General features: G+C 42.7%; 20 protein-coding genes and 3 tRNA genes. 6 read left to right on the forward strand and 17 right to left on the reverse strand.

What is annotated here, in order from left to right; all coding sequences use genetic code 11:
- Window positions 1-365 precede the first annotated feature (365 nt).
- Window positions 366-1,223, forward strand: coding sequence for a universal stress protein (locus tag H5185_RS13555; RefSeq protein ID WP_124017992.1), 858 nt, complete (start codon window positions 366-368; stop codon window positions 1,221-1,223).
- 261 nt (window positions 1,224-1,484) lie between these two features.
- On the opposite strand, the gene H5185_RS13560 is transcribed toward H5185_RS13555, so the two are convergent.
- From H5185_RS13560 to H5185_RS13595, 8 genes are all read right to left on the reverse strand, one after another.
- Window positions 1,485-2,141 carry a 3-oxoacid CoA-transferase subunit B gene (locus H5185_RS13560; protein WP_124017993.1) on the reverse strand — a complete coding sequence of 219 codons (657 nt, stop codon included), beginning with the start codon at window positions 2,139-2,141 and terminating at the stop codon, window positions 1,485-1,487.
- Window positions 2,142-2,154: 13 nt separating this feature from the next.
- Window positions 2,155-2,859 carry a CoA transferase subunit A gene (locus H5185_RS13565; RefSeq protein ID WP_124017994.1) on the reverse strand — a complete coding sequence of 235 codons (705 nt, stop codon included), beginning with the start codon at window positions 2,857-2,859 and terminating at the stop codon, window positions 2,155-2,157.
- A gap of 73 nt (window positions 2,860-2,932) precedes the next feature.
- On the reverse strand, window positions 2,933-3,835 hold the full coding sequence (locus tag H5185_RS13570; protein WP_182698098.1) for a hydroxymethylglutaryl-CoA lyase: 903 nt from the start codon (window positions 3,833-3,835) through the stop codon (window positions 2,933-2,935).
- Window positions 3,836-5,866 (reverse strand): acetyl/propionyl/methylcrotonyl-CoA carboxylase subunit alpha, encoded by a 2,031-nt coding sequence (locus H5185_RS13575; RefSeq protein WP_182723274.1) that lies wholly within the window; start codon window positions 5,864-5,866, stop codon window positions 3,836-3,838.
- Complete coding sequence (locus H5185_RS13580; RefSeq protein ID WP_124017997.1) at window positions 5,866-6,681, reverse strand: enoyl-CoA hydratase-related protein; 816 nt, start codon at window positions 6,679-6,681, stop codon at window positions 5,866-5,868. The genes H5185_RS13575 and H5185_RS13580 overlap by 1 nt, the downstream gene beginning before the upstream one ends.
- A 38-nt stretch (window positions 6,682-6,719) precedes the next feature.
- Window positions 6,720-8,327, reverse strand: a complete 1,608-nt coding sequence (locus tag H5185_RS13585; RefSeq protein ID WP_182742367.1) for a carboxyl transferase domain-containing protein — start codon at window positions 8,325-8,327, stop codon at window positions 6,720-6,722.
- Window positions 8,328-8,414: 87 nt separating this feature from the next.
- The gene (locus tag H5185_RS13590) at window positions 8,415-9,584 is read right to left on the reverse strand and encodes an isovaleryl-CoA dehydrogenase (RefSeq protein WP_124017999.1); all 1,170 of its coding nucleotides are present in this window, start codon (window positions 9,582-9,584) and stop codon (window positions 8,415-8,417) included.
- 125 nt (window positions 9,585-9,709) lie between these two features.
- Window positions 9,710-10,120, reverse strand: coding sequence for a MerR family DNA-binding transcriptional regulator (locus H5185_RS13595; RefSeq protein WP_124018000.1), 411 nt, complete (start codon window positions 10,118-10,120; stop codon window positions 9,710-9,712).
- 306 nt (window positions 10,121-10,426) lie between these two features.
- Between H5185_RS13595 and H5185_RS13600 the strand changes: the two genes are divergently transcribed.
- Both H5185_RS13600 and gndA read left to right on the forward strand, forming a co-directional pair.
- Window positions 10,427-12,346: a propionyl-CoA synthetase gene (locus H5185_RS13600; RefSeq protein ID WP_124018001.1), complete on the forward strand. Its 1,920-nt coding sequence runs from the start codon at window positions 10,427-10,429 to the stop codon at window positions 12,344-12,346.
- Window positions 12,347-13,044: 698 nt separating this feature from the next.
- Window positions 13,045-14,574, forward strand: a complete 1,530-nt coding sequence (gene gndA / locus H5185_RS13605; protein WP_182742368.1) for an NADP-dependent phosphogluconate dehydrogenase — start codon at window positions 13,045-13,047, stop codon at window positions 14,572-14,574.
- Window positions 14,575-14,667: 93 nt separating this feature from the next.
- Here the strand turns inward: gndA and H5185_RS13610 are convergent, their stop codons facing one another.
- On the reverse strand, window positions 14,668-15,561 hold the full coding sequence (locus tag H5185_RS13610) for a 1,4-dihydroxy-2-naphthoate polyprenyltransferase (RefSeq protein ID WP_124018003.1): 894 nt from the start codon (window positions 15,559-15,561) through the stop codon (window positions 14,668-14,670).
- 206 nt (window positions 15,562-15,767) lie between these two features.
- On the opposite strand from H5185_RS13610, the gene tesB reads away from it, so the two are divergent.
- The 3 genes from tesB to H5185_RS13625 all read left to right on the forward strand — a co-directional run bounded on the left by tesB (window position 15,768) and on the right by H5185_RS13625 (window position 18,377).
- Window positions 15,768-16,628: an acyl-CoA thioesterase II gene (gene tesB, locus H5185_RS13615; protein ID WP_182742369.1), complete on the forward strand. Its 861-nt coding sequence runs from the start codon at window positions 15,768-15,770 to the stop codon at window positions 16,626-16,628.
- A 10-nt stretch (window positions 16,629-16,638) separates the two neighbouring features.
- Complete coding sequence (locus H5185_RS13620) at window positions 16,639-17,040, forward strand: YbaY family lipoprotein (RefSeq protein ID WP_124018005.1); 402 nt, start codon at window positions 16,639-16,641, stop codon at window positions 17,038-17,040.
- A 101-nt stretch (window positions 17,041-17,141) separates the two neighbouring features.
- Window positions 17,142-18,377 (forward strand): MFS transporter, encoded by a 1,236-nt coding sequence (locus tag H5185_RS13625; RefSeq protein ID WP_124018006.1) that lies wholly within the window; start codon window positions 17,142-17,144, stop codon window positions 18,375-18,377.
- Between the two features lie 4 nt (window positions 18,378-18,381).
- Here the strand turns inward: H5185_RS13625 and H5185_RS13630 are convergent, their stop codons facing one another.
- The 8 genes from H5185_RS13630 to H5185_RS13665 all read right to left on the reverse strand — a co-directional run bounded on the left by H5185_RS13630 (window position 18,382) and on the right by H5185_RS13665 (window position 25,637).
- Window positions 18,382-19,755: a sigma-54 dependent transcriptional regulator gene (locus H5185_RS13630; protein ID WP_124018007.1), complete on the reverse strand. Its 1,374-nt coding sequence runs from the start codon at window positions 19,753-19,755 to the stop codon at window positions 18,382-18,384.
- Between the two features lie 2 nt (window positions 19,756-19,757).
- On the reverse strand, window positions 19,758-21,554 hold the full coding sequence (locus tag H5185_RS13635; RefSeq protein ID WP_182723278.1) for an ATP-binding protein: 1,797 nt from the start codon (window positions 21,552-21,554) through the stop codon (window positions 19,758-19,760).
- A gap of 90 nt (window positions 21,555-21,644) precedes the next feature.
- A complete protein-coding gene (locus H5185_RS13640; RefSeq protein ID WP_182742370.1) occupies window positions 21,645-23,042 on the reverse strand; it encodes a TRAP transporter large permease in 1,398 nt (465 codons plus the stop codon).
- The gene (locus H5185_RS13645) at window positions 23,042-23,701 is read right to left on the reverse strand and encodes a TRAP transporter small permease (protein WP_182742371.1); all 660 of its coding nucleotides are present in this window, start codon (window positions 23,699-23,701) and stop codon (window positions 23,042-23,044) included. The genes H5185_RS13640 and H5185_RS13645 overlap by 1 nt, the downstream gene beginning before the upstream one ends.
- Before the next feature lie 65 nt (window positions 23,702-23,766).
- Window positions 23,767-24,786, reverse strand: a complete 1,020-nt coding sequence (locus tag H5185_RS13650; protein WP_310741666.1) for a TRAP transporter substrate-binding protein — start codon at window positions 24,784-24,786, stop codon at window positions 23,767-23,769.
- Window positions 24,787-25,241: 455 nt separating this feature from the next.
- Window positions 25,242-25,317: transfer RNA gene (locus H5185_RS13655), tRNA-Ala, on the reverse strand.
- A 36-nt stretch (window positions 25,318-25,353) separates the two neighbouring features.
- Window positions 25,354-25,429, reverse strand: a tRNA-Glu gene (locus H5185_RS13660).
- 132 nt (window positions 25,430-25,561) lie between these two features.
- A tRNA-Glu gene (locus tag H5185_RS13665) sits at window positions 25,562-25,637 on the reverse strand.
- Between the last annotated feature and the right edge of the window lie 72 nt (window positions 25,638-25,709).

A 25,709-nucleotide genomic window follows, 5' to 3' on the forward strand; every position in this document is an offset into this window, starting at 1 on the left:
CCGCAGTGACTTCACCCACTACGCTTGGAAATCCTAATCGGTCACTAAGCTCACCTAACAATCTGCCCACAACAAGAATGAGAAAAAGTGACATTACAAAGCTGTTTATTGCCATTTATCCTCCTTCAGGTTAGGCAATATGTTATTGATTTATCTGAACCCAATAAAGTTGATGTTGATCAATTTTAGTTGCGATACTTAAGCACAAACTTACGCTATTAGCTAAGCTAAAGATAGTTACTAGCTCACGTTTACTGAGTTTCTAATCGCAGAATATAAGGCAATGCTTGATAAGTATAATTTTAATGTTTACATACACTTGTTACAGTAGAAATGTAGAAAAGATCTGAAATAAGGAGGTTTATATGAACAAAATGTTTGTTATCGCACAAATGGAACAAGCGCATATTGATGCAGTCGCGATAGGATTATCATTAGCCAAGCAGATGAACAAGCAGGCTGAAGTTTTTGCTTATACTTACGCCTATTTAAGTGGCACAGACAGTGATCAACCACGACTTGCTGGAGTGGTGCAAAAGCAGTTAATGCAACAACAAGAAGCGCAACTTCAGCAGCACTTAGATTCGCTTGATGCCGAAGATGTGCCGTTACATGTGATATGGAGTAAGTATCTTTTTGAACATGCTTGTCATCACTCTGCTCGCCATAGCTTTGATCTTATGGTTAAAGCTGTCCATCATTCTGATCATTATCTGCCTACTGATTGGCAGTTAATTCGCCATACCAAAATCCCACTATTACTCCTTACAAACAACCCACTTAATACCGGTAACACCACGCTAATTTCAATCGATTTAGGTACTAAAAATCCGACTAAGCAACGGCTTAATGACGCCGTTATTGCTAATGGCCTGCAGCTTGCTAAAGCGACTGGAACACAGTTGCATGTGGCTTATGTGTTACGAATTCCGCAAATTGTTCGCGACATGGATTTGCTCGACATTAATGCTTTAGTTAAAAAAGCGTATGCAGAACATCAGCAAAAAATTGCTGACATAGGAGTTGACGCTGATTGTATGCATATTATCTCAGGTGAGCCTGAACTGTGTCTGTTTGAACTGGCATGTCGGTTAAAAAGCCAATATTTTGTGATTGGTGCGCGGCAACGGCAAGGATTACTAGGGCGCATTATTGGTAATACAGCGGAATCTATTTTGAGCCGGATGCGCAGTAATGTGTTGGTGATCCCAGCAGAAGATTAAATCGACAATATCACGACTCATAGCGTCGCCATTTAAGCCTATTTCATCGTTGAAAAATGCTCATTTAAACCATAAAACTGCGCATTTTTTCCTTGAACTCAGCATAAATGGCTTAGCCTGTGCATTACATTTTGATATTCACATCTCAAAGTAGAAAAGGGGCTGAGTCGCTACAGTAGTCATATTAGATAAAAGTATAAAAAAGCCCGCATCATTAAGTTAAATTGGCGGGCTTGGTTGATCTTAACTGTTTAATAGAGATTAAAAGGTCATTTCCGGTACGTGGTCTGGTACCACTAACTTACCTGCTGTTTTAGCAACAATTTCATCAACCGTCACACCGGGCGCGCGTTCAAGTAAATGAAACGCACCATCTTTAATTTCGATAAAGGCTAAATCTGTCATCACCCGTTTAATACAGCCATAGCCCGTTAATGGTAACTCGCAGGTTGATAATAGTTTCGAGTTGCCGTATTTGTCCGCATGCATCATGGTGACAATAATATTGTCGGCGCCCGCGACTAAATCCATGGCGCCGCCCATACCTTTAATCAGTTTGCCTGGGATCATCCATGAGGCGATAGAGCCGTTAACATCCACTTCAAATGCGCCCAGTACCGTGAGGTCGACATGGCCGCCACGGATCATGGCAAAGCTTTCTGCTGATGAAAAGAATGACGCGCCTGCAACCGCGGTTACCGTTTGCTTGCCAGCGTTGATAAGATCGGCATCGATGTTGTCTTCGGTAGGAAATTCGCCCATACCCAGTAAACCATTTTCAGATTGCAACATTACTTGTATGCCGTGTGGGATATAGTTAGCGACTAGGGTAGGGATACCGATACCTAGGTTAACATAAAAGCCATCTTGTAATTCTTTTGCTACGCGCTGGGCGAGTTGTTCTCTGGTCAGTGCCATGGTGTTGTCTCCCTTATTTCGCAGCTTTGACGGTACGTTGCTCGATACGTTTTTCAAAGCTAGCTTTGATCACGCGATCGACATAAATACCCGGTGTATGAATATGGTCTGGATCGAGTTCACCAGGTGCAACAATTTCTTCGGCTTCAACTACGGTAATTTTACCTGCGGTGGCCATCATCGGATTAAAGTTTGCTGCGGTTTTGCGAAACACTAAGTTACCCATAGTGTCCGCTTTCCACGCGCGAATTAAAGCAAAGTCAGCGGTCAACGATTCTTCTAATACGTAGTGACGCCCTTTGATTTCACGGGTTTCTTTACCGTCGGCAATCGGCGTGCCGTAACCTGTGGCGGTAAAGAATGCCGGAATACCTGCACCGCCGGCACGGATTTTTTCAGCCAGTGTGCCTTGCGGGGTTAAGATAACGTTGAGCTCGCCGGATAACATTTGCTGTTCAAAGGTGGCGTTTTCTCCTACGTAAGAGGCAATCATGGTTGAAATTTGGTGCTGTTTCAGTAACAGTCCTAAGCCAAAGTTATCAACCCCAGCATTATTTGAAATGGCGGTTAAGCCTTTAACATCCATAGTCACCATATGATTAATTAGGCCTTCAGGAATGCCACACAATCCAAAGCCGCCGACCATAATGGTCATATCATCTTTCAGTCCTGCTAGCGCTTCTTCATAGCTGTGGACGACTTTATTGAAACCTGCCATCTTGTTGTCCTTATCGTTATATTTATATCAGTGGTTAGCGCTATACCGTGCTAACCATGTTGAGTATATGTGATTATGTTCTGATTGCATTTGCTACTTTGGACCCATTGCTGCGCCCCAATGCGCGGCTAATGGTATCGCCTGCGAGTGCAAGCTTGTTCAGATCTATGCCGGTATCTATGCCCATGCCATGGAGCATGTAGACCAGGTCTTCTGTCGCTAAGTTACCCGATGCGCCCTTTGCGTAAGGGCAGCCACCAAGACCCGCAACTGATGCGTCAAATACGCTAACACCGGTTTCAAGGCAGGCAAGAATATTGGCCAGAGCTTGGCCATAAGTGTCATGAAAGTGCAGAGCTAATTTATCCACTGGCACGACATTCGCAACGGCTTCAACCATTTTTCGAGCATCATTTGGTGTGCCAACACCTATGGTGTCGCCAAGGGATATTTCGTAGCAACCCATCTGGTAAAGGATTTCAGATACTCTAGCGACTTCGCTGACGTTAATATTGCCTTCGTACGGGCAACCGAGTACACAAGATACATAACCACGTACGGCGATATTATGTTTTTTTGCTTCCTCGATTAACGGCATAAAGCGAGCAATTGACTCATCAATTGAGCAGTTAATATTTTTTTGACTAAAGCTTTCAGACGCTGCACCAAAAATAGCCACTTCATCTGCGCCAGCAGCCAGAGCCAGTTCAAAGCCTTTTAAATTGGGCGTCAAGGCACTGTAAACCACGCCAGGGTGACGATTAATTTGACCTCTAAGTTGATGAAACACGGCATCGGAATCGGCCATTTGTGGCACCCACTTAGGTGACACAAAGCTGCCTGCTTCTATTCGCTTAACACCTGCATCGGCCAGTTGTTCAATCAGTGTCAGTTTGTCTGCCGTTGTTACCGGCACTTCATTTTGCAAACCGTCACGGGCACCGACTTCAAAAATACTGACTTTAGTGGGTAACATTTACGCTTCCTCGACGCTGGTTTCAGTCACTAATGGCTCAACATTTAATAGTTGAGCGCCATCGCTGACAAGTTGACCGCTTTGGAAATAAAACTCACTGACTACACCATCAAACGGTGCTTCAATGGTGTATTCCATTTTCATCGCTTCCATCACCAGTAAACCTTGACCCGCTTTAACTTCATCACCTACTTCCACTAAATGCGTCACTACGGTGCCATTCATGGGGGCTTTGAGCTTATCTGCATGGTTAACCACTTCGCCGGCGACTTGAGCCAATATCGCTTTAAAATGGTAACTGCCAGACGGCAAGAATAAAGTGAAATCATCGCCTTGATGGCTGACTGGAATTTTACTTTTATGACCGTTAATTTCGGCTAATAGTAAATCGGCTTTGAGTTCACCGGCTAACGTTAGCACTTGGTCGTGTAAACACAGTTGATACTGTTCGCCAATGGCGGTGAGTAATAAATCATGTTGCTGAACATCGGCTGCGGTATCAGTTAATAGCGATACGTGATGCACGCTAGAGCTGTTTAATCTAAAGCCGCTGACTAAACCCCATGGTGAATAAGGATCGGCACTGTTGATTGCCAGTGCTTTAGCCGCTTGCTTACGTGACAGTACTTGAAAAAGCCCTGCTAGCGCTAAAGCTGTATCGGCTTCAACGGCCGCATCACCAATTAAGGTGTCGCCATAGCGTTCAATAAAGTCAGTACAGAAATCTGCAGCAGCAAACGCTGGGTGTTCGGCAATGTTAGCTAAAAATTCGATATTATGTTTAAGGCCACTAATTTGGTATGACTCTAGCGCATGCACTAAGCGTTGTAATGCGCGAGGGCGCGACTCATCCCACACAATCAATTTAGCAATCATTGGGTCATAAAAGTTACTGATAATATCGTTTTCACGAATGCCAGAATCAATACGCACGTGACGATTTTGCTCTGGTTCACGTAAAAAGTTGAGCTTGCCACTGGCTGGTAAAAATTCGTTTTGCGGATCTTCAGCGTATATCCGCACTTCAAATGAATGACCATGAATGCGCACTTCATCTTGGCTCAGTGGCAATTCACCACCACTGGCGACCAAAAGCTGCCATTTAACCAAATCTTGGCCAGTGACCATTTCAGTTACTGGGTGTTCAACTTGGAGGCGAGTATTCATTTCCATGAAATAAAAGCTGTTGTCGGTATCCAGTAGAAACTCAACGGTACCAGCGCCGACATAATCAATGGCTTTGGCGGCTGCAACGGCAGCGTTACCCATCTGCGCACGTAACTCATCAGATAAACCTGGAGCAGGCGCTTCTTCAACCACTTTTTGATGGCGACGCTGAATAGAGCAATCACGATCTGACAAATAAATGGCATGGCCGTGGCTGTCAGCAAACACTTGCACTTCAACATGGCGCGGCTGACGTAAGTAGCGTTCCATCAAGAGTTTGTCATTGCCAAAAGACGAGATGGCTTCACGGCGCGCTGATTTAACGGCTTCTAGGATTTCACCGTCGTTTTCTACGATACGCATCCCTTTACCGCCGCCGCCATAAGCCGCTTTAATCAGTAACGGGAAGCCGATAGCTTTGGCCTGAGCAATTAATGTGGCATCAGTTTGATCGTCGCCGTGATAACCCGGTACGAGCGGCACATTGGCTTTAGACATGATGTTTTTGGCAGCACTTTTACTGCCCATGGCATCAATAGCGTCGCTACCTGGGCCAACAAAAGCGATGCCATTTTGTTCACATTTACGTGCAAACTCAGCATTTTCAGACAGAAAACCATATCCAGGATGAATGGCTTGTGCACCTGACTTTTTGGCTATCTCAATAATTAAATCGGCTTTTAAATACGAGTCAGCAGGAGCACTGCCGCCCAAATAAAACGACTCGTCTGCCATGGCAACATGACGGGCGTCTTTGTCAGCATCAGAATATAAAGCAATGGTGCGTACGCCCATGGTTTGTGCCGTTTTAATAATACGACATGCAATTTCACCACGGTTTGCTATCAGTAATTTGGTAAACATTATTGGGCTCCTTGTGGATCAGATTTGACGGTTTGCCATGCGGGGGCTCTTTTTTCAAAAAAGGCATTAAGGCCTTCTTGTCCTTCATCTGATACACGAATTCGAGCAATTTGCTCGCTGGTATAATTGAGCGTGGCGTCATCAATAACGCCATCTTCTAAACGCGATACTAAGGTTTTTACCCAAGCCATGCCCTGAGGGCTATTGGCATTAAATGCCGTGATAAAGGGCGCTGCGGCAGCATCTAGGTCATCGTTAATCTGGTGGATAACTTGATGGCTTAAGGCTACATCGGCACTAAAGCGCTCTGCCGTTAGCATAAAGCGACGCGATTGACGATTACCCATGGCGCGCACCACATAAGGACTGATCACTGCGGGGATAAGACCGAGCTTAACTTCGCTTAAACAGAAGCTGGCACCTGTTGTTGCAATGGCAATGTCGCAGCAACAAATTAATCCTAATGCACCGCCAAAGGCAGCACCTTGAACCAGAGCGATAGTGGGTTTTGGGAATTTGTCGAGTACATGCATTAATTTGGCAAGCTCGTGAGCGTCAGCAAGGTTTTGGCCAACGTCCATTTTTGCTTGTTTACGCATCCAATTAAGGTCGGCGCCGGCACTGAAGTTTTTGCCATTGGCACGTAAGATCAGCATGTTGCATTGGCTGTCATTAGCAAAGTTTTTGATGGCATTGATCATTTCGCTGATCATCACCTCATCAAAGGCATTATGCACTTCAGCCCGGTTTAAGATCAGTTGGGCAACACCTTGTGATATGTCACATTCAATGTGTTTATATTGGGTCGTTAACATTGTTACTTACTCCTAGTTAGTTGAATTAGCCGCATCAATTACATGCGGAACACCCCAAAACGGGTATCTTCAATAGGAGCATTTAACGCCGCCGATAAGGCTAAGCCGACTACGTCACGGGTTTGCGCCGGATCAATAATGCCATCATCCCAAAGACGGGCACTGGCATGATACGGGTGGCCTTCTTTTTCGTATTGTTCAACTATCGGTTTACGAAATGCTTGTTCATCTTCAGTAGACCATTCAATCCCTTTACGGGCTAAACCATCGCGGCGCACTGTTGCTAACACGCCAGCAGCTTGTTCGCCGCCCATCACTGAAATCCGCGCGTTAGGCCACATCCACATCATGGTTGGTTCAAATGCGCGACCACACATGCCGTAGTTACCGGCGCCATAACTGCCACCGATAATTACAGTAAATTTAGGTACATTGGCACAAGATACTGCGGTGACCATTTTGGCGCCGTGTTTGGCAATGCCTTCGTGTTCGTACTTTTTACCGACCATAAAGCCGGTGATATTTTGTAAGAATAATAATGGGATTTTGCGTTGGCAACACAGTTCGATAAAGTGAGCGCCTTTTTGCGCCGACTCAGAAAATAAAATACCGTTATTGGCTACAATCCCGACCGGATAACCATGAATGCGTGCAAAACCACACACTAAGGTTGCACCGTAATTGGCTTTAAATTCGTCAAAGTCAGAATCATCAACGATACGGGCAATCACTTCTTTAACGTCGAACGGCTTTTTAAGGTCAGTGCCGACAATGCCGTACAATTCGTGGATATCAAATTGTGGTGGTTTAACTGGACTTAATAGGCTTTTGATTTCTTTTTGATGATTCAAGCGCAATACAGCACGGCGAGCAAGTTCAAGTGCGTGATCATCATTTTGCGCCAGATGATCGGCTACACCGGATATTTTAGTGTGCACTTCTGCACCGCCGAGCTCTTCTGCACTGACTTCTTCACCTGTTGCCGCTTTCACCAGTGGCGGACCCGCTAAAAAGATGGTGCCTTGATCTTTAACAATAATAGATTCATCAGCCATCGCAGGCACATACGCGCCGCCCGCGGTACATAAGCCCATTACCACAGCAATTTGAGGGATGCCCTTGGCCGACATTTGTGCTTGGTTATAGAAAATTCGGCCGAAATGATCGCGGTCTGGAAAGACTTCATCTTGGCGGGGTAAATTCGCGCCGCCAGAATCGACTAGGTAGATACACGGTAAATGGCAACGGCTAGCAATATCTTGAGCACGTAAGTGTTTCTTCACTGTGATCGGATAGTAGGTGCCGCCTTTTACGGTGGCATCGTTGGCGATGATCATGCATTCAACCCCACTCACGCGACCAATACCAGCAATCACACCTGCAGCAGGCACTTCTTCGTCATACACTTCATAAGCGGCAAATTGCGATAACTCTAAGAAGGGAGAACCTGGGTCAAGCAGCTTTTCGACACGCTGGCGAGGCAATAATTTACCGCGCGACAAATGACGTTCAAGGGCGACCGGGCCACCACCTTGTGCGATTTTTGCTAGTTTTTGTTGAAGATCATTGACTAATAACGCCATGCTGTCTGACTTGGCTTTAAATTCGTCACTGCGAGGATTGATGCGGCTGCTCAGTTGCGTCATTTCTATGTCCTTAATGAAGCAAAAATAGGGGCTTGATAAGGGCGACAAGATACGCTTGATATGTCGCCCTACTGGGGCAAGTGTTACTTACTTTGACTCGTTAAATAATTCGCGGCCAATTAACATGCGGCGAATTTCTGAGGTACCTGCACCAATTTCGTAAAGTTTGGCATCACGCAATAAACGGCCAGTGGCATACTCGTTGACATAACCATTGCCGCCGAGAAGCTGAATTGCGTCTAGGGCCATTTTAGTGGCAAGTTCTGCACTGTATAAAATAGCGCCAGCGGCATCTTTACGCGTGGTTTCACCGCGGTCACATGACTTGGCGACGCTGTAAACATAAGCGCGGGCGGCATTCATACCCGTGTACATGTCGGCTAACTTGCCTTGCACTAGTTGGAATTCACCGATCGATTTGCCAAATTGTTCACGTTCATGAATGTATGGCACCACTATGTCCATACAAGCCGACATAATGCCTAGTGGACCGCCAGCTAATACAACGCGCTCGTAGTCTAGGCCGCTCATAAGTACTTTTACGCCATTATTGAGGCCGCCTAAGATGTTTTCTTCAGGCACTTCACAGTCTTCAAACACCAATTCACAGGTGTTTGAACCGCGCATACCTAACTTGTCGAGTTTTTGGGCTTGGCTAAACCCTTTTGATCCACGTTCAACGATAAACGCGGTAATGCCATGTGCGCCTTTATTTAAATCGGTTTTAGCATAAATCACATAGGTGTGAGCATCTGGACCATTAGTGATCCACATTTTGTTGCCGTTCAAGATGTAACGATCGCCTTCTTTACGAGCATGCAGTTTCATTGATACTACATCGGAACCGGCATTGGGTTCACTCATGGCTAAGGCACCAATGTGTTCGCCACTGACCAGTTTTGGTAAATATTTGGCTTTTTGAGCCTCATTACCATTACGGTTGATTTGGTTAACACACAAGTTTGAATGGGCACCATAACTAAGACCAATAGAGGCAGATGCTCGGGAAATTTCTTCCATTGCCACCACATGGGCAAGATAACCCATGTTGGCGCCGCCATATTGCTCATCAACGGTGACGCCAAGTAAGCCCATATCACCTAATACTGGCCATAATTGGTTAGGAAAGGCGTTGTCGATATCGACTTGGGCGGCCATTGGGGCAATCTCGTTAGCGGCAAAACCACGAACAGCGTCACGTAACATGTCTACATCTTCACCTAAACCGAAGTTTAAGCTGGTATATAAGTCGCTCATTTGTTTGTGTCCTGTTGAATTTTATTATGTGCTGCCAACGCTTTTTATGGGCGTTTTTGGCAGTTTTGTGTCAGTTTTGGCTTAATTGAGTAAGCCTTTTACAATTATTAGCTGTTATAAATTGATTACTTTATTTTTCTCGTCGCATTGTCAGTCAGTGCCGCTTTACATTGTTGCTCGGCAGAATTGAGCTCCATTAGCACCACTTTAATGTCATCCATTTGCTGTTGCAGAGCCGATTTTTTCTCATTGACTAAGTCAAGCATGGTGTTGAGTTGGGTTGAGCTGCTTTTATCGGCATCATAAAGTTCAAACAGACGGCGTGTTTCTGCTAATGAAAAGCCAAGGCGCTTGCCGCGTAAAATGAGTTTTAAACGCACGCGATCTTTGAGGCTGTATATGCGAGTTTGTCCGCGACGCTTAGGTTTGATCAATCCTTGGTCTTCGTAAAAACGAATACTGCGGGTGGTGATATCAAATTCTTTTGATAAGTCACTGATTGAATATGTTGATTGAGTGCTAGTGGTTGTGCTCATCATGTCACCAAAAGTGTTTCTTTTGATGCAAGATATATGAAGTTTACGTAAAGGTAAAGTTTGAGAGGTGGTTATTGGCTGCGTGCTTGTTAATTTTGCTTGCCACTAGAATGTTATTATACCTTAACTGTTTGTTATATTTTGCAATTTATTACCATGGTTTTTTTACTGTTATCGATTAAATACTTAGTTGAATGCTAAGGTTTTTTTGTTGGTTTTAGTGCTTCTTATCCCTTTGTCTAATAGGGGTATTTGATGAATTCTGTTCATAATCACTGCAATACAAGCTGATTAACGGAGAGCAATATGGCTGATTTAGGACTATCAATGCATGCACAATCGATAGCCGAGCCCGAAGTGTTTTGGCAACAAGCTGCACAGGCCATTAGTTGGGACCAAGTGCCAAAAACCGTCTTAGATGACAGTAACAAGCCTTTTTATCGATGGTTTGCCGATGGCAAAATGAATACCTGTTTTAATGCATTAGACCGCCATGTCATTGCTGGTAGAGGTGATCAAACGGCTATTCATTATATTAGCCCTGTAACCCATCACGAATATTCAGTGAGTTATCAATCAGTGTTGGCGCAGGTGAAACGGCTCGCTGGACTGATGATATCGTTAGGAGTTACCAAGGGCGATAGAGTCGTTATTTATATGCCGATGGTACCCGAAACGGCTTACGCCATGTTGGCGTGTGCAAGGATTGGCGCAATTCACTCAGTGGTGTTTGGTGGTTTTGCGGCCAATGAGCTTTCTACACGAATCAATGATGCTAAACCGAAATTAATTCTCTCAGCTTCATGTGGTATTGAACCTTCTGGTGTAGTGCCATACAAACCTCTGCTAGACGACGCATTATCCCAAGCGACTCATCAAGTCGATCATTGTATTATTCTCAATCGCACCGAATACCAAGCTGAGCTAACTTCACCTCGAGACCTTGATTGGTACAATGCCCTAGTCGATGCGCCTGATGCTGAATGTGTATCGTTGGATGCAACCGATCCTTTATATGTGCTTTATACATCAGGTACTACAGGTCAGCCTAAAGGTGTGGTGCGTGATAACGGCGGTCATGCAGTTGCTTTAGCATGGTCGATGAAACATATTTATGACATTGGTATTGGCGATGTGTTTTGGGCGGCATCAGATGTTGGCTGGGTGGTAGGGCACTCGTACATCGTTTACGGGCCATTATTAGTAGGTGCGACAACCATAATGTACGAAGGGAAACCGATAGGCACCCCTGATGCTGGCGCTTTTTGGCGGATAATTGAACAGAAGCAAGTTCGCAGCTTTTTTACTGCGCCAACGGCCATTCGTGCTATTAAACGGGAAGATCCTCAAGGCGACTTTATCAAGCAATTTGATTTAAGCTGCCTTAAGCAAATGTACTTGGCCGGTGAGCGCTGTGATCCAGATACCCTAAATTGGAGTCAGCAGCATTTAGGTAAGCCAGTGGTTGATCATTGGTGGCAAACAGAAACCGGTTGGCCTGTGGCAGCTAATTTGATGGGCACAGATCCAATTGAAATTAAAGCTGGTTCTCCTGCGCGCGCGGTACCTGGGTATCAAGTGGAAATCCTTGATGCTATGGGACAACAAGTGGCGCCCAATGAAAGTGGTAACGTGGTGATAAAGCAACCGTTACCTCCAGGCACACTAACGACTTTGTGGCAAAACGATAAACGTTATATCGACAGTTACTTGTCTATGTATCCAGGGTATTACTTGACTGGTGATGCAGGATATATCGATGAAGATGGCTACTTATATATTATGAGCCGCATTGACGACATTATTAATGTCGCCGGACATCGTTTATCCACAGGCCGATTTGAAGAAGTCTTATGCCAGCACGATGCAGTTGCTGAGGCAGCGGTAATTGGTGTGCAAGATAAACTAAAAGGCCAAGTGCCGCTTGGATTAGTTGTACTTAAAAATGGCGTTACTATGTCTGATGAGGCTCTTTATAAAGAGTTACTGGCACTAGTGCGTCATGAAATTGGCCCAGTAGCTTCCTTTAGGCTTGTGAGTGCAGTACAAAAACTGCCAAAAACCCGTTCTGGGAAAATATTACGAGCCACCATGCGTAAAATTGCTGATAACAATGAATATACTGTTCCAGCAACCATTGAAGACCCGATGACGCTAGATATTATTCGCACAGCATTAACTAAGATGGGTTACGCGGATGCACTGGCTAAAGAATTAACTGTTTAGTGTGTAATCCCATGCCAATTAAAGTTAACCAATGACATTGTGTTGATGAAAGGTAACCTAAAAAAGCGAGCATAATTAGCTCGCTTTTTTATTTGCAGATAAATACTCGTGATAGTTTTGAAATCCAGTATTGCGATTATTATCTGCTATTACAGTAAACGCCAATTTAATATTAAGCTCACGCCAGCTTTGGGGCGATTTATCGATTAGGTGGTGAAAGCTGGACTATGTGTCATGCAGAGGGGCAAACGCAAAGTGTAGACGTTATGTATCAATAAAAATAAGAGATAATGGGTCACTAAATTATCGCTTTATGTATGACATAACATAAGGTTTAACAGGTTGAAACTGCGAAGTTTCAACCTGTTATTTTGTCAATATCCTGTCTTGAAACAGGTTTATACTTTTAAGGTGAGACAGAATAGGTCGATTGCCATCTTTATAAGCTTAAAAATGTTGATATTTAATAAATTTTTGTTGATGGCTTAGTACTAGATTGAGAGGCATGTTTTTTATTAAGTTATTGTCTTTAATAATGAATAGCTACTTTAAATTTTATTAATATGTAGTATCCTGCTTTATTAGTACAGACGACAGCCATTTTGTGACTGTAATTTAGTTACAAGAATCGTTATAATTGCCACCCAAATGGATTCGCACTACGCGATTAATCTCTGTGACCTGTGGAAACATACACTATGAATAACCACACCCAACAATCTCACGTCGGCGTTATCGGCCTCGGTGTGATGGGCAAGAATCTCGCATTAAACATTGCTGACAATGGCTACCATGTCGCTGTTTTCGATTTAGATACTCCAAAAGTCAATGCTGCTGTGGCTCAAGAACAAAGTGAGCGCAAAGCAAATACCGCCCCCCGCATGTCCCCATGTAACAATCTTACAGAAATGCTGGCCAAATTAGTTGAACCTCGAGTGATCGTGTTATCTGTGCCTGCAGGCGCACCAGTTGATGGTGTGTGTAAATCGTTAATTGAAGCAGGTATTGAAGCTAACGACATTGTTATTGATACAGGCAATAGCTTGTGGACCGATACCGTTGATCGTGAAGCTCACTATAAAGGCCAGTTTATTTTCTTTAGCTCGGCGGTTTCTGGTGGTGAAGTGGGTGCACGTTTTGGACCATCGTTAATGCCAAGTGGTGACGAAAAAGCTTGGCATTATGTTGAGCCTATTTGGAAAGCTATTGCGGCTAAAGTTGATCCAGCAACAGGTTTACCGATTGAGCGTTTTGAGCCTGGTAATCCGGTCACTGAAGGTGAGCCGTGTACGACCTATATTGGTCCTGCGGGTTCTGGTCATTACGTTAAAATGGTTCATAACGGTATTGAATATGCAGATATGCAGCTTATTTGCGAAGCATATCAATTACTCAGTGACGGTTTAGGCCTATCTGCCAATGAAATCAGTACCATATTCAATGGTTGGAATAAAGGTATTCTTAACAGCTACCTTATGGGCATTAGTGCTGAAGTCTTGCAACAAGCCGATCCGTTAACGGGCAAACCTTTAGTTGAAATGATTTTGGATAAAGCGGGCCAAAAAGGTACTGGTTTATGGACGGCAGTGAGCAGCTTACAAATTGGTTGCCCGGCGCCTACCATTGCTGAAGCTGTTTATGCGCGTGCTGTGAGCACCCAGAAAAACTTGCGCATGCAGTTAAGCTCTAAGCTTGCTGGCCCAGCACCAATCAGCTTTAGTGAAGCTGACAAAGCTGAATTTATTGCTAATCTTGAAGATGCTTTATATTGCGCTAAAGTGTGCTGTTATGCTCAAGGCTTTCAACTGATGGCGATGGCAGCAAAAGAGCAAAGCTGGAGTTTAGATTTTGCTGAAATCGCAAAAATTTGGCGTGCAGGTTGCATTATTCGTGCGACTTTCTTGCAATCAATTACTCAGGCTTATCAAGAAGATGCAAATCTTGCAAACTTATTGATGGCTGATATCTTTAGCCAAACATTGTCGCAAAAACACCTTAACTGGCGTAAAACAGTTGCTGCATCAGTTATGCAAGGTATTCCTGCTCCCTGTATTAGTTCGGCTATTGCCTATTACGACAGTTATCGCTGTGAAATGCTACCCGCTAACTTGTTACAAGGTCAGCGTGACTTTTTTGGTTCGCATACTTTCGAGCGTACGGATAAGCTAGCAGGTGAGAAATATCATTTAGATTGGAGCGCTAAAGAGCGTACTTTATCAAAAGTATAATGGCTCTTAAGCTTAAAAAGGCGCCTCATTGTAAATGAGGCGCCTTTTTATTTTTTAATAAATAGATTTATCGCAGTGAGTGAAAGAACAGAGTTAACTAAGCGAAAAATACAGGCCAACACTGAACAGTACACTGAAAATCATCGTTAATTTTGCTGTTTGCCCAAGTATTGGGTTTAATGCTTCACCGCTGTTGTTGTGAAATTCGCGGCTGAGATTACGCGCAATAATTAACGATGCTCCCGATAATAATACGGGTAAACCTTCGAGGGCTCCGAGTAAAAATCCGGCAATAATGATACCAAAGGGTAAGTAGACAAAGCTTTGATATAGCACTTTAGCTTGCGCTTCACCAATCCTCACAGCAAGCGTGTTTTTACCGGCTTTAGTGTCAGTTGAAATATCTCTAGTATTATTGACCAGCATGATAGCCGCATTAAAAAAGCCAATGGCGCAACCGAGTAACCACGCGGTCATGGTGGTGGTTCCTGCTTGTAAATAGTAACTGCCAACAACGGCTACCAAACCGAAAAATACAAATGCAGCTATTTCACCTAATCCATGTGATGCCAGTGGGTAGGGGCCTCCGCTATAACATAACGCGCCTAAAATAGAGGCCACTGCGAGAATCGCAATAGGCCAGCCACCGTGCACTATCAATAACGAACCGACTAGTAATGATGTGATTAGGCAGCTAATCATGGCATTTCGAACTGATGAGGGGGCTAGAATACCACTTTGGGTGACTCTAATAGGACCGATACGTTCTTCTGTGTCTATACCATTTTTAAAGTCAAAGTAGTCGTTCGCGAGGTTAACTGAAATTTGTAATAATACCGCACATAACATTGATGTGAAGGCAATAAGTAAGCTAAATTGTTCGAGTCCAATGGCCAGCATGTTGCCAATTAATAATGGACCAATTGCCGCTGGTAGCGTACGAGGTCGGATAGCCATAAACCATGATTGCATTGAGCTAGGTTGCATAATATTGTGAGACGCAGTGTTGATTAGTCATGTCTAATAGCATATCAAATATTCATTTAGACTGCAGATATGAATATTTGCGTTGCATCACTATTTTACGATTTGTCATTAGATAACTGAAATTCACTATTATCATCGAATAAGCTAGAAAACATCAGCTTAACTGAGGTAACCTTAACGTTAATCCATGTTATAGAGAAGGTGTTATGAGTCAGGTATTAAACGATTTACTGTCATTATTGTCACTTGAGAAGATTGAGCTAGGTTTGTTTCGTGGTCAGAGCCAAGATTTAGGCTTTGGGCATGTGTTTGGTGGCCAAGTGATGGGACAAGCGTTAAGTGCTGCAAAACAAACGGTGAGCGAAGACCGTCATGTACATTCATTACATTCATATTTCTTACGTGCCGGTGATGAAAAGTTACCGATAATTTATGATGTTGAAAATATGCGTGATGGTGGTAGTTTTAGTGCGCGCAGAGTAAAGGCTATTCAGAAAGGGCGACCGATTTTTTACATGACCTGTTCATTCCAAAGTGTTGAACAAGGCTTTGAGCATCAAGATGTGATGCCGGATGTCCCAGGACCTGAAGGTTTATTAAATCAGCAAGAACTTGCAATGACAATGCGTGATAAAGTAACTGCGCAAATGCTCGAAAAGTTTATGGCTGATTCTCCGATTGAAATGCGCTTAGTTAATCCTTTACATCCCATTACACCAAATGCGACAGAGCCTAAACGCTATGTATGGTTACGTGCCAATGGACAAATACCTTCGGATCATAGTATTCAAGAATATTTACTGGCTTACGCATCGGATTTTAACTTTCTAGCCACAGCTACTCAGCCACACGGGGTGTCTTTTTTAACGCCAGGTATGCGCATGGCCACTATTGATCATGCTATGTGGTTTCATCGTCCATTTAATATGAGCGAATGGCTACTTTATTGTATTGATAGTCCTAATGCTGGCGGTGGACGTGGGTTTGTTAAAGGACAGTTTTTCGATCAGCAAGGACGTCTTGTGGCTTCTGCCACACAAGAAGGTTTACTCAGAATGACCAAGTAGGATGCTAAAGATGATTTTATTTAACAAAGGGATTCAATTCGCGCTAGTGGTTTTGATTGCCATGATGCTCAATGGTTGTGTGACAGTAGAGCCTGAAAAACCGGTAATCGTGAACGGTTATGCCGGATATGCCGAAAAGATTGCTTTGCCACAGGGGTGTAAGATCAACATTGCCTTGATTGATTTTAATACTCCAGGCGCGATTATTTCTCAAAAAAACTTTGATATTGCCAGAGCGCCTGTTCCATTTAAATTTACTTTGCCTGCCAACCTCATTAACAGTGGAGTCGATTATGGTGTGGTGGCAATGATCACCTATCAAGGCAATGCAATTTTTCAAACTTATGATAAGTTTCGTGTGATCAATAACGGTCAATTTACCACTCAAGTGTTAATGAAACGCGTTAAATAGCCACTTCGTAATCTCGCTCACAAACTGTTATCCCCGCCATTGATTGATTAACGTGGCGGGTAGTAATCTTTTGCTACTTTAATGTGTTGTTTAGGTTGTTTATGCCAGAGCTGATCTTGAATCATCGTTCGGATGCGCAAACGCGCTTAATTTGGGCTTTGTGTATCGCTTCTATTGTGGTTTATATTAATTTGTACACAGTGCAAGGCATGCTGCCGTCAATTGCTGAGAATTTTGGCGTGTCGGGTGCACAAGCGACTTTGGTACTTTCTGTTACCAGCTTTACCCTAGCATTTTCATTGCTTTTTTATGCCGTGTTGTCTGACAGAATAGGGCGATTAGCCCCGATAGTGCTCAGTTTATGGCTATTAGCAGCATCGAATATTTTGTTAGTTTTTGCCCAAACGTTTGATGATTTACTTATGGTGCGCTTGTTACAGGGAATTTTGTTAGCGGCGGTGCCCGCAATTTCGATGGCATATTTTAAAGAGCAATTGGCGCCTTCTTTTATGCTCAAAGCCGCTGCTGTATACATAATGGCTAACAGTATGGGCGGCATTGCAGGGCGAATTTTTGGCGGTTTAATGGCACAAAACTTGTCATGGCAATCGTCTATGGGGTTGGTTTTTGTGGTAACGCTAATAGGGGTTGCTTTGGTGACATACTTATTACCACGCAAAGAGATAAAACCTACAGTGATTAAGCAGAAAGTGTCTTTACTGCGTAAGGTAAAACAAGACATCGATGGTTTTATGTTTCACTTATCTGATCCGCAAATGCGTTTGGCCTATATGGTTGGTGGCTTAGCCTTTATGATGATGGTCAATCAGTTTAGCTTTATTCAGTTACATATAATGGCTGAGCCTTATGGGTTAAGTCGTTTTAATGCAACCTTGATATTTTTATGTTACTCAAGCGGCACTTTTGCGTCTTATTTGTCAGCTAAGTGGATTATGCGATACGGTTCTATGCCATTATTTAGAGTGGCATTATGCTTAATGGTTGCCGGTACTTCATTGACCTTAGTCGATACACTGGCTGCCATTGTGATTGGCTTTTTGATCAGTGCTTGTGGATTTTTTCTAACTCATAGCTGCTGCAATTCGTTTGTTGCCATTCGTGCAACCAGCCATCGGGCTAAGGCTACGTCACTTTATTTATGCTGTTATTACCTTGGGGCCTCCTTAGGCGGACCTTATTTAATGTTGTTTTGGCATAAAGCAGAATGGAATGGGGTGGTAGTGGGTTCTATGACGCTTTTGGCATTGCTACTAGTCGCAATTTGGCGTTTAGGAATACATCAACAGCATGCTGCTGATGTATCTATCGCCGATTAACAGGTTAATTCTCGATAAACTGTTTACGGTCTAAGTCAAATTTGCGCATTTTGTCGTACAAGGTTTTACGGGGGAGCTCGAGCTGTTCCATGGTTAATTTTATGCTGCCTTTATTATGACTTAAGGCTTCTTCAATCAACATACGCTCAAAAAACTCTACTCGCTGCTGCAATGACATACTGGTATGTATGGTTGTATTGCTTTCTAGATTACCAGCAAAAGCGGCCTCAGCGCCCAGTAGAACATAGCGTTCAGCTAAGTTACGTAATTCACGCACATTACCCGGCCAATCATGTGCGGTAAGCACCATGGTTTGTGACGTATTTAAGGCAATAAGTGCTTTATGGTATCGAGCCGATGCAATTCTAGCAAAGTGTAAAAACAGCAGTGGAATATCTTCTCTTCTATCTCTTAGCGGCGGAATAACAATAGTGACCAAGTTAAGACGATACAATAAATCTTGTCTGAATTTGCCTTCTTCACACAGCTGCTGCAAGTTTAATTTTGTTGCAGCAATGACTCTGATATCTAAGTCTATTGGTGTGTTTGAGCCCAGCCTTTCAACTTTGCGGTCTTCCAACACGCGTAATAATTTCACCTGCAACGCCATTGGAGTACTTTCTATTTCATCTAAAAGTAGTGTACCGCCATTGGCATATTCGAATTTGCCGATACGGCGTTTGTCTATGCCGGTAAAAGCGCCTGATTCAGCACCAAAGAGTTCGCTTTCTATGAGATTTTCCGGAATAGCACCACAATTAATTGCGACAAAATTGGCTTTGTTGCGGTAGCTATGGTCATGTAAATATCGGGCGACTAACTCTTTACCCGCACCGGTTTCACCTTCAATCATAATATCGGCGGGTGTATCTAATACTTGGTCTATAAGGTGGCGCATTTTCATTACGCTAGGACTGTTTCCTAAAATACGCGGGCCAGGAGCAATGTGAGATTCAAGTTCGCGTTTAAGCTTGCGGTTTTCTAAAGTTAACGATCGCTTATCTAGAGCACGTTTGGTGACATCGAGTATGTGTTCGTTATTAAAAGGTTTTTCGATAAAGTCGTAGGCCCCTTTTTTCAGTGCGTCGACAGCCATTGCTATGTCACCAAAGCCAGTTAACAGTACAACAGGAAGATCACTGTCTTGTTGTTTCAGTTGTTGTAATAAACTCAATCCATCAAGTAATGGCATATTGACATCAGAGATCACAATACCTGGCCAGTTAGCGGTAATGTGACTGGAAATAGACTGTGGGTCTGTGGTGGCTAAGGCACGAATATTTTCGAGTTTGAATAATTGTTGCAACACGATACCAATATGAGGTTCATCATCAACAATAATGACTTGATAATCGTTGATGTCTTGTATTTGAGTCACGTTTAGACTTCCTCACGTAAATAAAGAGGCAAAATAATATGGAAAATAGCGCCACCTTGAAGGGCGTTTTCGACTGTAATAGAACCTTGCATGGATTCGATAATCCGTTGCGAGATGGACAAGCCTAATCCTAATCCCTGACGTTCGCTGGTGGTATAGTAAGGTTCAAAAATTTTGCTCATTTGGCTTTCTCTCACACCCGGACCACTGTCTTGGATACTGATGTTTACCTTGTTATCGCAATAGACTTCGATACGTAATTTTCGTTCGGTAGATTGTTGCATTGCAACAATGGCATTACTGATAAGATTAACCAATACTTGCTGTAATCGCACGCTGTCACCCCAGATTTGACACTTACCCTGTAGGAGTTGCAGCGACAGTTTTATACCTTGCTTGTCTATTTCAGGTTGAACAATTGTTAACGCCTGTTCTATCGATTTTGTTATATCAGTGGCGTTGTCTTTACCCTGAGACTTACGGGTAAAGCTCTTAAATTGGCCAATAATATCTGCCAATCTATCGGTTAGTTCGATCATGATTTTGATATTATTACCGGCATCGTCAAGCATATTTCGCCCGATGAAAGTTTGGGTATTTTGTGCGTAACTTCTTAGTGCCGCCAGAGGTTGATTTAGTTCGTGATTAATACTGGCTGACAGGCTGCCTATGACGGTCAGCTTTGCAGCTTGAATCAGTTCGTCTTGAGTGTCTTTTAATTGGGTGTTGGCTTGCTCAAGCTCTAAGGTGCGCTCTTTTACCCTTTGTTCAAGTTGATTTTGTGCTTGACGCATTCGGCGTAAATTTTTACGACGTTCAATGTTATAAAGAATAAATAATGCCAGTAATAAATATAGCGTGGCAGCCAATAGCAATATCTGTGGCAAAGACTCATATAAGGGCTTCATTGGTGCAAGTACATGAACGTTCCAATTAGCATTAGGCATAAATTGATGACGTTCAAGGTATTTTTTTTGCCCTTCAAAGGATGATATTTGGTAAACCTGAGCAGCATGGGAGTTACCAATCTTAAAGCTAGGATTGACACTAAGCTCACCAATGGGTCTATTGGCGTAACGTTTTGAAGAGTTGAGTGCAAAACGTTTGGCCTGTGTCAGCGGTGATAATGAATTAAATCGCCAGCTATTGATACTTGATAGAAACACGATATTGTCTGGATCGCTGATCATAAATTCATATTGGCTTGCGATGGCAATGCCACTACTTTGTTGTTCAATTAAGCCAATATCAACTTTAACAACGACTACACCCAAGACTAGACCATTGTGATAAACCGGGTTAGCAAAATAGAAGCCGCGCTTATTTGATGAAGTTCCGACGGCATAATATCGTCCTGATTTACCTGATATCGCTTCGATAAAGTAGGGTCTAAATGAATAGTCATGATTAATAAAAGAATTCGGCTGATCCCAATTGCTGGCGGCAATAGCGACTCCGAGCGCATCGGTCAGGTAAATATCAGATGATTCGGTGACTTGCTGTAATTCAGATAAATAAGCGTTCAGCTTTTCAATAGTTTGAGAGTTTTGTTGATCGAGTAACCCCTGTTCTAATATAGGGTTTTGTGCAAGTACGGCTGGAATATTCTCGTAGTGTGACAGTGCGTTATCGATAAAAATAACCAGTTCATTGATTTGCTTCTCAGATTGCTCTGCAATATTTTTCGTGCCTTGTTCAAGTACATACCAATAAGTCATTTTAAGAGTGAGTAATAATCCTATGATGAGCATGATGCTTACTAAAATATTACGTTTCTTGATGGTAAAAAATGAAAGCATGAATATTACCAATTAGTTGTGGTTATTTTGAGTCATGAATAAAAAAACGAGCCTTAATCAAGGCTCGTTTATAATACGCGAATTATCAAGCTAGTAGCCGTTTAATTTGTCTATATATTCCGGTAAAAATAGTGAAATTTGTGGAATATAGGTAATTAACATCAAGAAACCGAGTAATAATACCAACCAAGGTAAGCATGACTGAATGACCCATCCCATACTTTTACCCGTTATTCCCGCAGTGACAAAGAGATTGAGTCCGACGGGGGGGGTGAGCATTCCTATCTCCATGTTAACCACCATAATGATCCCTAAGTGGATAGGGTCAATACCCAGTTGCGTTGCGATAGGGAACAGAATGGGCGCCATAATGAGCAAAATGGCAGAGGGCTTCATAAAGTTACCTGCGGCTAACAACAGTAAGTTAACAATGATCAAAAATCCCCAGGCAGGCAAACCTAATCCGACAATAGCTTCTGCAATAATGTGCGGAATGCGTTCGGTGGTTAACACGTGCGCAAATAGCATGGCATTAGCAATAATAAATAGCAGCATAATACTGACTTTTGCGCCGTCACGAACCACATGACGAATTTCTTTGTCGGTAGGTGTTTTTATCACAGCAAGTAACATGTAGCCGATATTGCGAAATGAGGCTCCGATTAAAGACTCTTGTTGATTACGCCAAGCCACATTTTTAAGTGGTCCAATATCTCGATATCCAAATACCGCAATAAAGTAAGCGTATACACAGGCTACTGCTGCAGCTTCTGTAGGGCTGGCGATACCACCATAAATTGATCCGAGTACAATAATAATAAGTGCTAAACCGCCAAGAGCTTTAGCACTTGATATCGTTAGCGCTTTTACGCCAGGAAAAGGGCGTGAAGGTAGCTTTTTTATTCTTGCCACAATGTAGATGGCCAGCATTAAAATACAGCCCATCATTAATCCTGGTATCAGACCTGCCATAAACATTCTAGCAGCAGATACTTCAGTTGCAGCGGCATAAACCAGCATCACAATTGAAGGTGGGATTAAAATACCTAAAGTTCCTGAGGTGGTAATCACTCCAGCAGCAAATTTTTCAGGATATCCAGCCCGTACCATGCCAACAATTACAATTGAACCAATTGCAGCAACAGTAGCAGGTGACGATCCTGATACGGCGGCGAACAACATACAAGCCATAACGGAGGCCATAGCAAGACCACCGCGGATATGACCGACACTGTCCATAGCGAAGTCGATAATACGCCTAGCGACGCCACCAGTAGACAAAAATGCTGACGATAAAATAAAGAATGGAATAGCTAATAAAGTGTAATGTTCTGATGTTGATTCATATAGTTTAAGCACAATTGAGGCGAGTGAGTCATTTGAAAACAACAAAATCGTCAACATGCTTGAAAAGCCTAAAGCAATAGCAATCGGCATACCAATCATCATACATATAAACAAAGCGATAAAGAGTGTGGCTATAGTCATTATTTCGCGTCCTTATCATTTTCTCGTTGTTGTTCGGATGATGTGGATAGCGCTGCTTCATCAATTAAATGCATACTGTCTTTAGCTTCATCGGCCAATTGAAAGCCGACTGCTTGGTTTTTTAGAATAGCGATAAACAATTCTATAAAGCGCCAGGTGAGCATTGAAAATCCGATAATGAGAATACTTTGAGATAACCAAATCGGCACGGCACCATCGTCTACATCGATGCGCAATGTTTCCCAAGCAAAATCGGGATCTAGCTGTTGAATTAACCATGCTGGAAAGTCGATATCTTCCATCGGGATACCAATTTGGTACATTTGACTAAGGTAGTCCCAAGCCCCCTTTAAAAACATCGCACAGTAAATAATGCAACATAGACATGCAAAGATCGCTACCGCTTTCTGAGGTTTGCCTGACAATTTAGACACAAAGGCATCAACGCCAATATGTGCACCCACTTTGACACCATAAGACATGCCAAATAGTACAAACCAGCCACATAAGGTTAGGGTGAGTTCTTGGATCCATAAGAAACCGGTATCGAAAAAGAAACGAGCAATAACTTCGCCAAAAACGAGCAATGTCATTAATGTAATCAAAAGATTAAGAAAGCCTTCTTCAAAATAACCAAATAGTCTTGAAATCACGGTCATACTCCTTAAATAAAAAAGGGTGGTACTAACGCTGAATGCATTCAGTACCACATCAAGTATTTAGACTATTTAGTGTTAGCCGCGACAGCAGCATCAATCATGTCTTTGCCAATTTGATCTTCAAACTTAGCCCAAACTGGTTTCATAACATTAATCCACTGTTGGCGTGCAGCAGGGGTTAACGTGACGAGTTCAGAACGCTTAGAGTCAATAATCGCTTGTCTATCTTCATTATCTTTTTCTGAGGCAATTTTGTTGCCAAGGGCAATCGCTTCATCCAGAGATGACTTAAAGATGGCACGTTTTTCTGCTGGTAAGCCTTTCCAGAAGGTATTTGATGTCACCACCATATAATCTAAAACACCGTGATTACTCTCAGTGATTTGACTTTGCACCTCATAGAATTTCATTGAGTAGGTATTTGACCAAGTATTTTCTTGACCATCAATTGCGCGGGTTTGTAATAAAGTAAACACTTCAGAGAATGGTTTTTTTACTGGAATGGCACCAACAGCATCAAACTGAGCTGCAATCACGTCAGAGGCCATGATACGAAACTTTTTGCCTTTAGCATCTTCTGGTAATGCTAATGGATCGTTTGCTGAAAACTGCTTCATACCGTTGTGAAGATATCCCAGACCAACAACGCCTTTACGGTTCATTGAGTTGAGTAATTTCTGGCCTGATTCTGATTGCTGAAAACGATCAACCGCTGCCATATCTTCAAATAAGAAAGGTAAATCGAAAATCTGTAGTTTTTTGGTAAAACGCTCAAATTTAGACAATGATGGTGCAACAAATTGCACATCGTTTAACAGTAATGCCGCCAGCTCATTGTTATCCCCAAATAACTGTGAGTTTGGGAATACGTTAACAATGTATTCACCTGGTAGGCGCTGTTCAACTAACTCTTTAAATTTCAGCGCCATTTGTCCTTTTGGCGTGTTCTCTGCAACCACATGTGAAAATTTAATTTCTATCGGTTCAGCAAAGACATTAAAGCTCGCAGCAAGGATTGAGGCAATCGTTGCTAGCTTAGCCATTGATTTTAGAGGTCGAGTAAAGGTACTTGTTGATTTTTTCATATAATTAACTTCCTTTTTTTTTAGTGTTTTATTTTTCCTCAGCTGGTGACTTGCTCCAGAACAAGTACGCCATAAACGCTTATGAGGATAGTTAAAACATAGCAAGCATTGGGCCAGAATGTTAATTATTTGTAACTACATGATATTTATTAATTTAAATTTACATAGGAAAAATAGAAATCATTTAGTGTGTGGATAGTCACACACATTCAATAAAGCAATGGGTGGAATGTCACACATTTTCTTATGACGTTATCGAGATCTAATAAGTGGGGGAGTAGCTAAAGAATAAATTACTGAAGAAGGTTGATTATGTAGTCTTGGCAAACCAGATAATCAATGATATCCATATCTCGATAGAATAGACAATAAATCGCAAATACAAAAAAACCACCATGAGGTGGTTTTTTGTTTTTAATGCAAAAATGATATTAAGCATTAGTACCAATATTAATTGGTGGAGCTACACGGGATCGAACCGTGGACCTCTTCACTGCCAGCGAAGCGCTCTCCCAGCTGAGCTATAGCCCCAAATTTTAGTTAATAGACACCAAAATTTGAAAAATATGGTATCCCATAGGGGATTCGAACCCCTGTTACCGCCGTGAAAGGGCGGTGTCCTAGGCCTCTAGACGAATGGGACACAGTTGATACGTTATACTCAGTATCGAGTGAATACTCATTGGTGTCTGTAGGCTAAACACCAGTGCTACGTAGATTATCAAACATTTTTTCTAAAACAACAGTTTCGAATCATGTTCAACCATCTTAAATATGGTATCCCATAGGGGATTCGAACCCCTGTTACCGCCGTGAAAGCGCGGTGTCCTAGGCCTGTGGACGAGTGGGGTACTGCTGATACGTTATAGTCTGTATCGAGTGATTACTCATTGGTGTCTTTTGGCTAAACACCAGTGCTATGT

Origin of the sequence: Shewanella sp. SG44-6 (assembly GCF_014164185.1) — a bacterium.
Lineage (GTDB): Bacteria > Pseudomonadota > Gammaproteobacteria > Enterobacterales > Shewanellaceae > Shewanella > Shewanella vesiculosa.

Excerpts from the sequence above, each read along its gene's own strand:
- H5185_RS13555 (WP_124017992.1), top strand. The coding sequence starts at position 366 with ATGAACAAAATGTTTGTTATCGCACAAATGGAACAAGCGCATATTGAT.
- H5185_RS13560 (WP_124017993.1), bottom strand. The coding sequence starts at position 2,141 with ATGGCACTGACCAGAGAACAACTCGCCCAGCGCGTAGCAAAAGAATTA.
- H5185_RS13565 (WP_124017994.1), bottom strand. The coding sequence starts at position 2,859 with ATGGCAGGTTTCAATAAAGTCGTCCACAGCTATGAAGAAGCGCTAGCA.
- H5185_RS13570 (WP_182698098.1), bottom strand. The coding sequence starts at position 3,835 with ATGTTACCCACTAAAGTCAGTATTTTTGAAGTCGGTGCCCGTGACGGT.
- H5185_RS13575 (WP_182723274.1), bottom strand. The coding sequence starts at position 5,866 with ATGTTTACCAAATTACTGATAGCAAACCGTGGTGAAATTGCATGTCGT.
- H5185_RS13580 (WP_124017997.1), bottom strand. The coding sequence starts at position 6,681 with ATGTTAACGACCCAATATAAACACATTGAATGTGACATATCACAAGGT.
- H5185_RS13585 (WP_182742367.1), bottom strand. The coding sequence starts at position 8,327 with ATGACGCAACTGAGCAGCCGCATCAATCCTCGCAGTGACGAATTTAAA.
- H5185_RS13590 (WP_124017999.1), bottom strand. The coding sequence starts at position 9,584 with ATGAGCGACTTATATACCAGCTTAAACTTCGGTTTAGGTGAAGATGTA.
- H5185_RS13595 (WP_124018000.1), bottom strand. The coding sequence starts at position 10,120 with ATGAGCACAACCACTAGCACTCAATCAACATATTCAATCAGTGACTTA.
- H5185_RS13600 (WP_124018001.1), top strand. The coding sequence starts at position 10,427 with ATGGCTGATTTAGGACTATCAATGCATGCACAATCGATAGCCGAGCCC.
- gndA (WP_182742368.1), top strand. The coding sequence starts at position 13,045 with ATGAATAACCACACCCAACAATCTCACGTCGGCGTTATCGGCCTCGGT.
- H5185_RS13610 (WP_124018003.1), bottom strand. The coding sequence starts at position 15,561 with ATGCAACCTAGCTCAATGCAATCATGGTTTATGGCTATCCGACCTCGT.
- tesB (WP_182742369.1), top strand. The coding sequence starts at position 15,768 with ATGAGTCAGGTATTAAACGATTTACTGTCATTATTGTCACTTGAGAAG.
- H5185_RS13620 (WP_124018005.1), top strand. The coding sequence starts at position 16,639 with ATGATTTTATTTAACAAAGGGATTCAATTCGCGCTAGTGGTTTTGATT.
- H5185_RS13625 (WP_124018006.1), top strand. The coding sequence starts at position 17,142 with ATGCCAGAGCTGATCTTGAATCATCGTTCGGATGCGCAAACGCGCTTA.
- H5185_RS13635 (WP_182723278.1), bottom strand. The coding sequence starts at position 21,554 with ATGCTTTCATTTTTTACCATCAAGAAACGTAATATTTTAGTAAGCATC.
- H5185_RS13640 (WP_182742370.1), bottom strand. The coding sequence starts at position 23,042 with ATGACTATAGCCACACTCTTTATCGCTTTGTTTATATGTATGATGATT.
- H5185_RS13645 (WP_182742371.1), bottom strand. The coding sequence starts at position 23,701 with ATGACCGTGATTTCAAGACTATTTGGTTATTTTGAAGAAGGCTTTCTT.
- H5185_RS13650 (WP_310741666.1), bottom strand. The coding sequence starts at position 24,786 with ATGAAAAAATCAACAAGTACCTTTACTCGACCTCTAAAATCAATGGCT.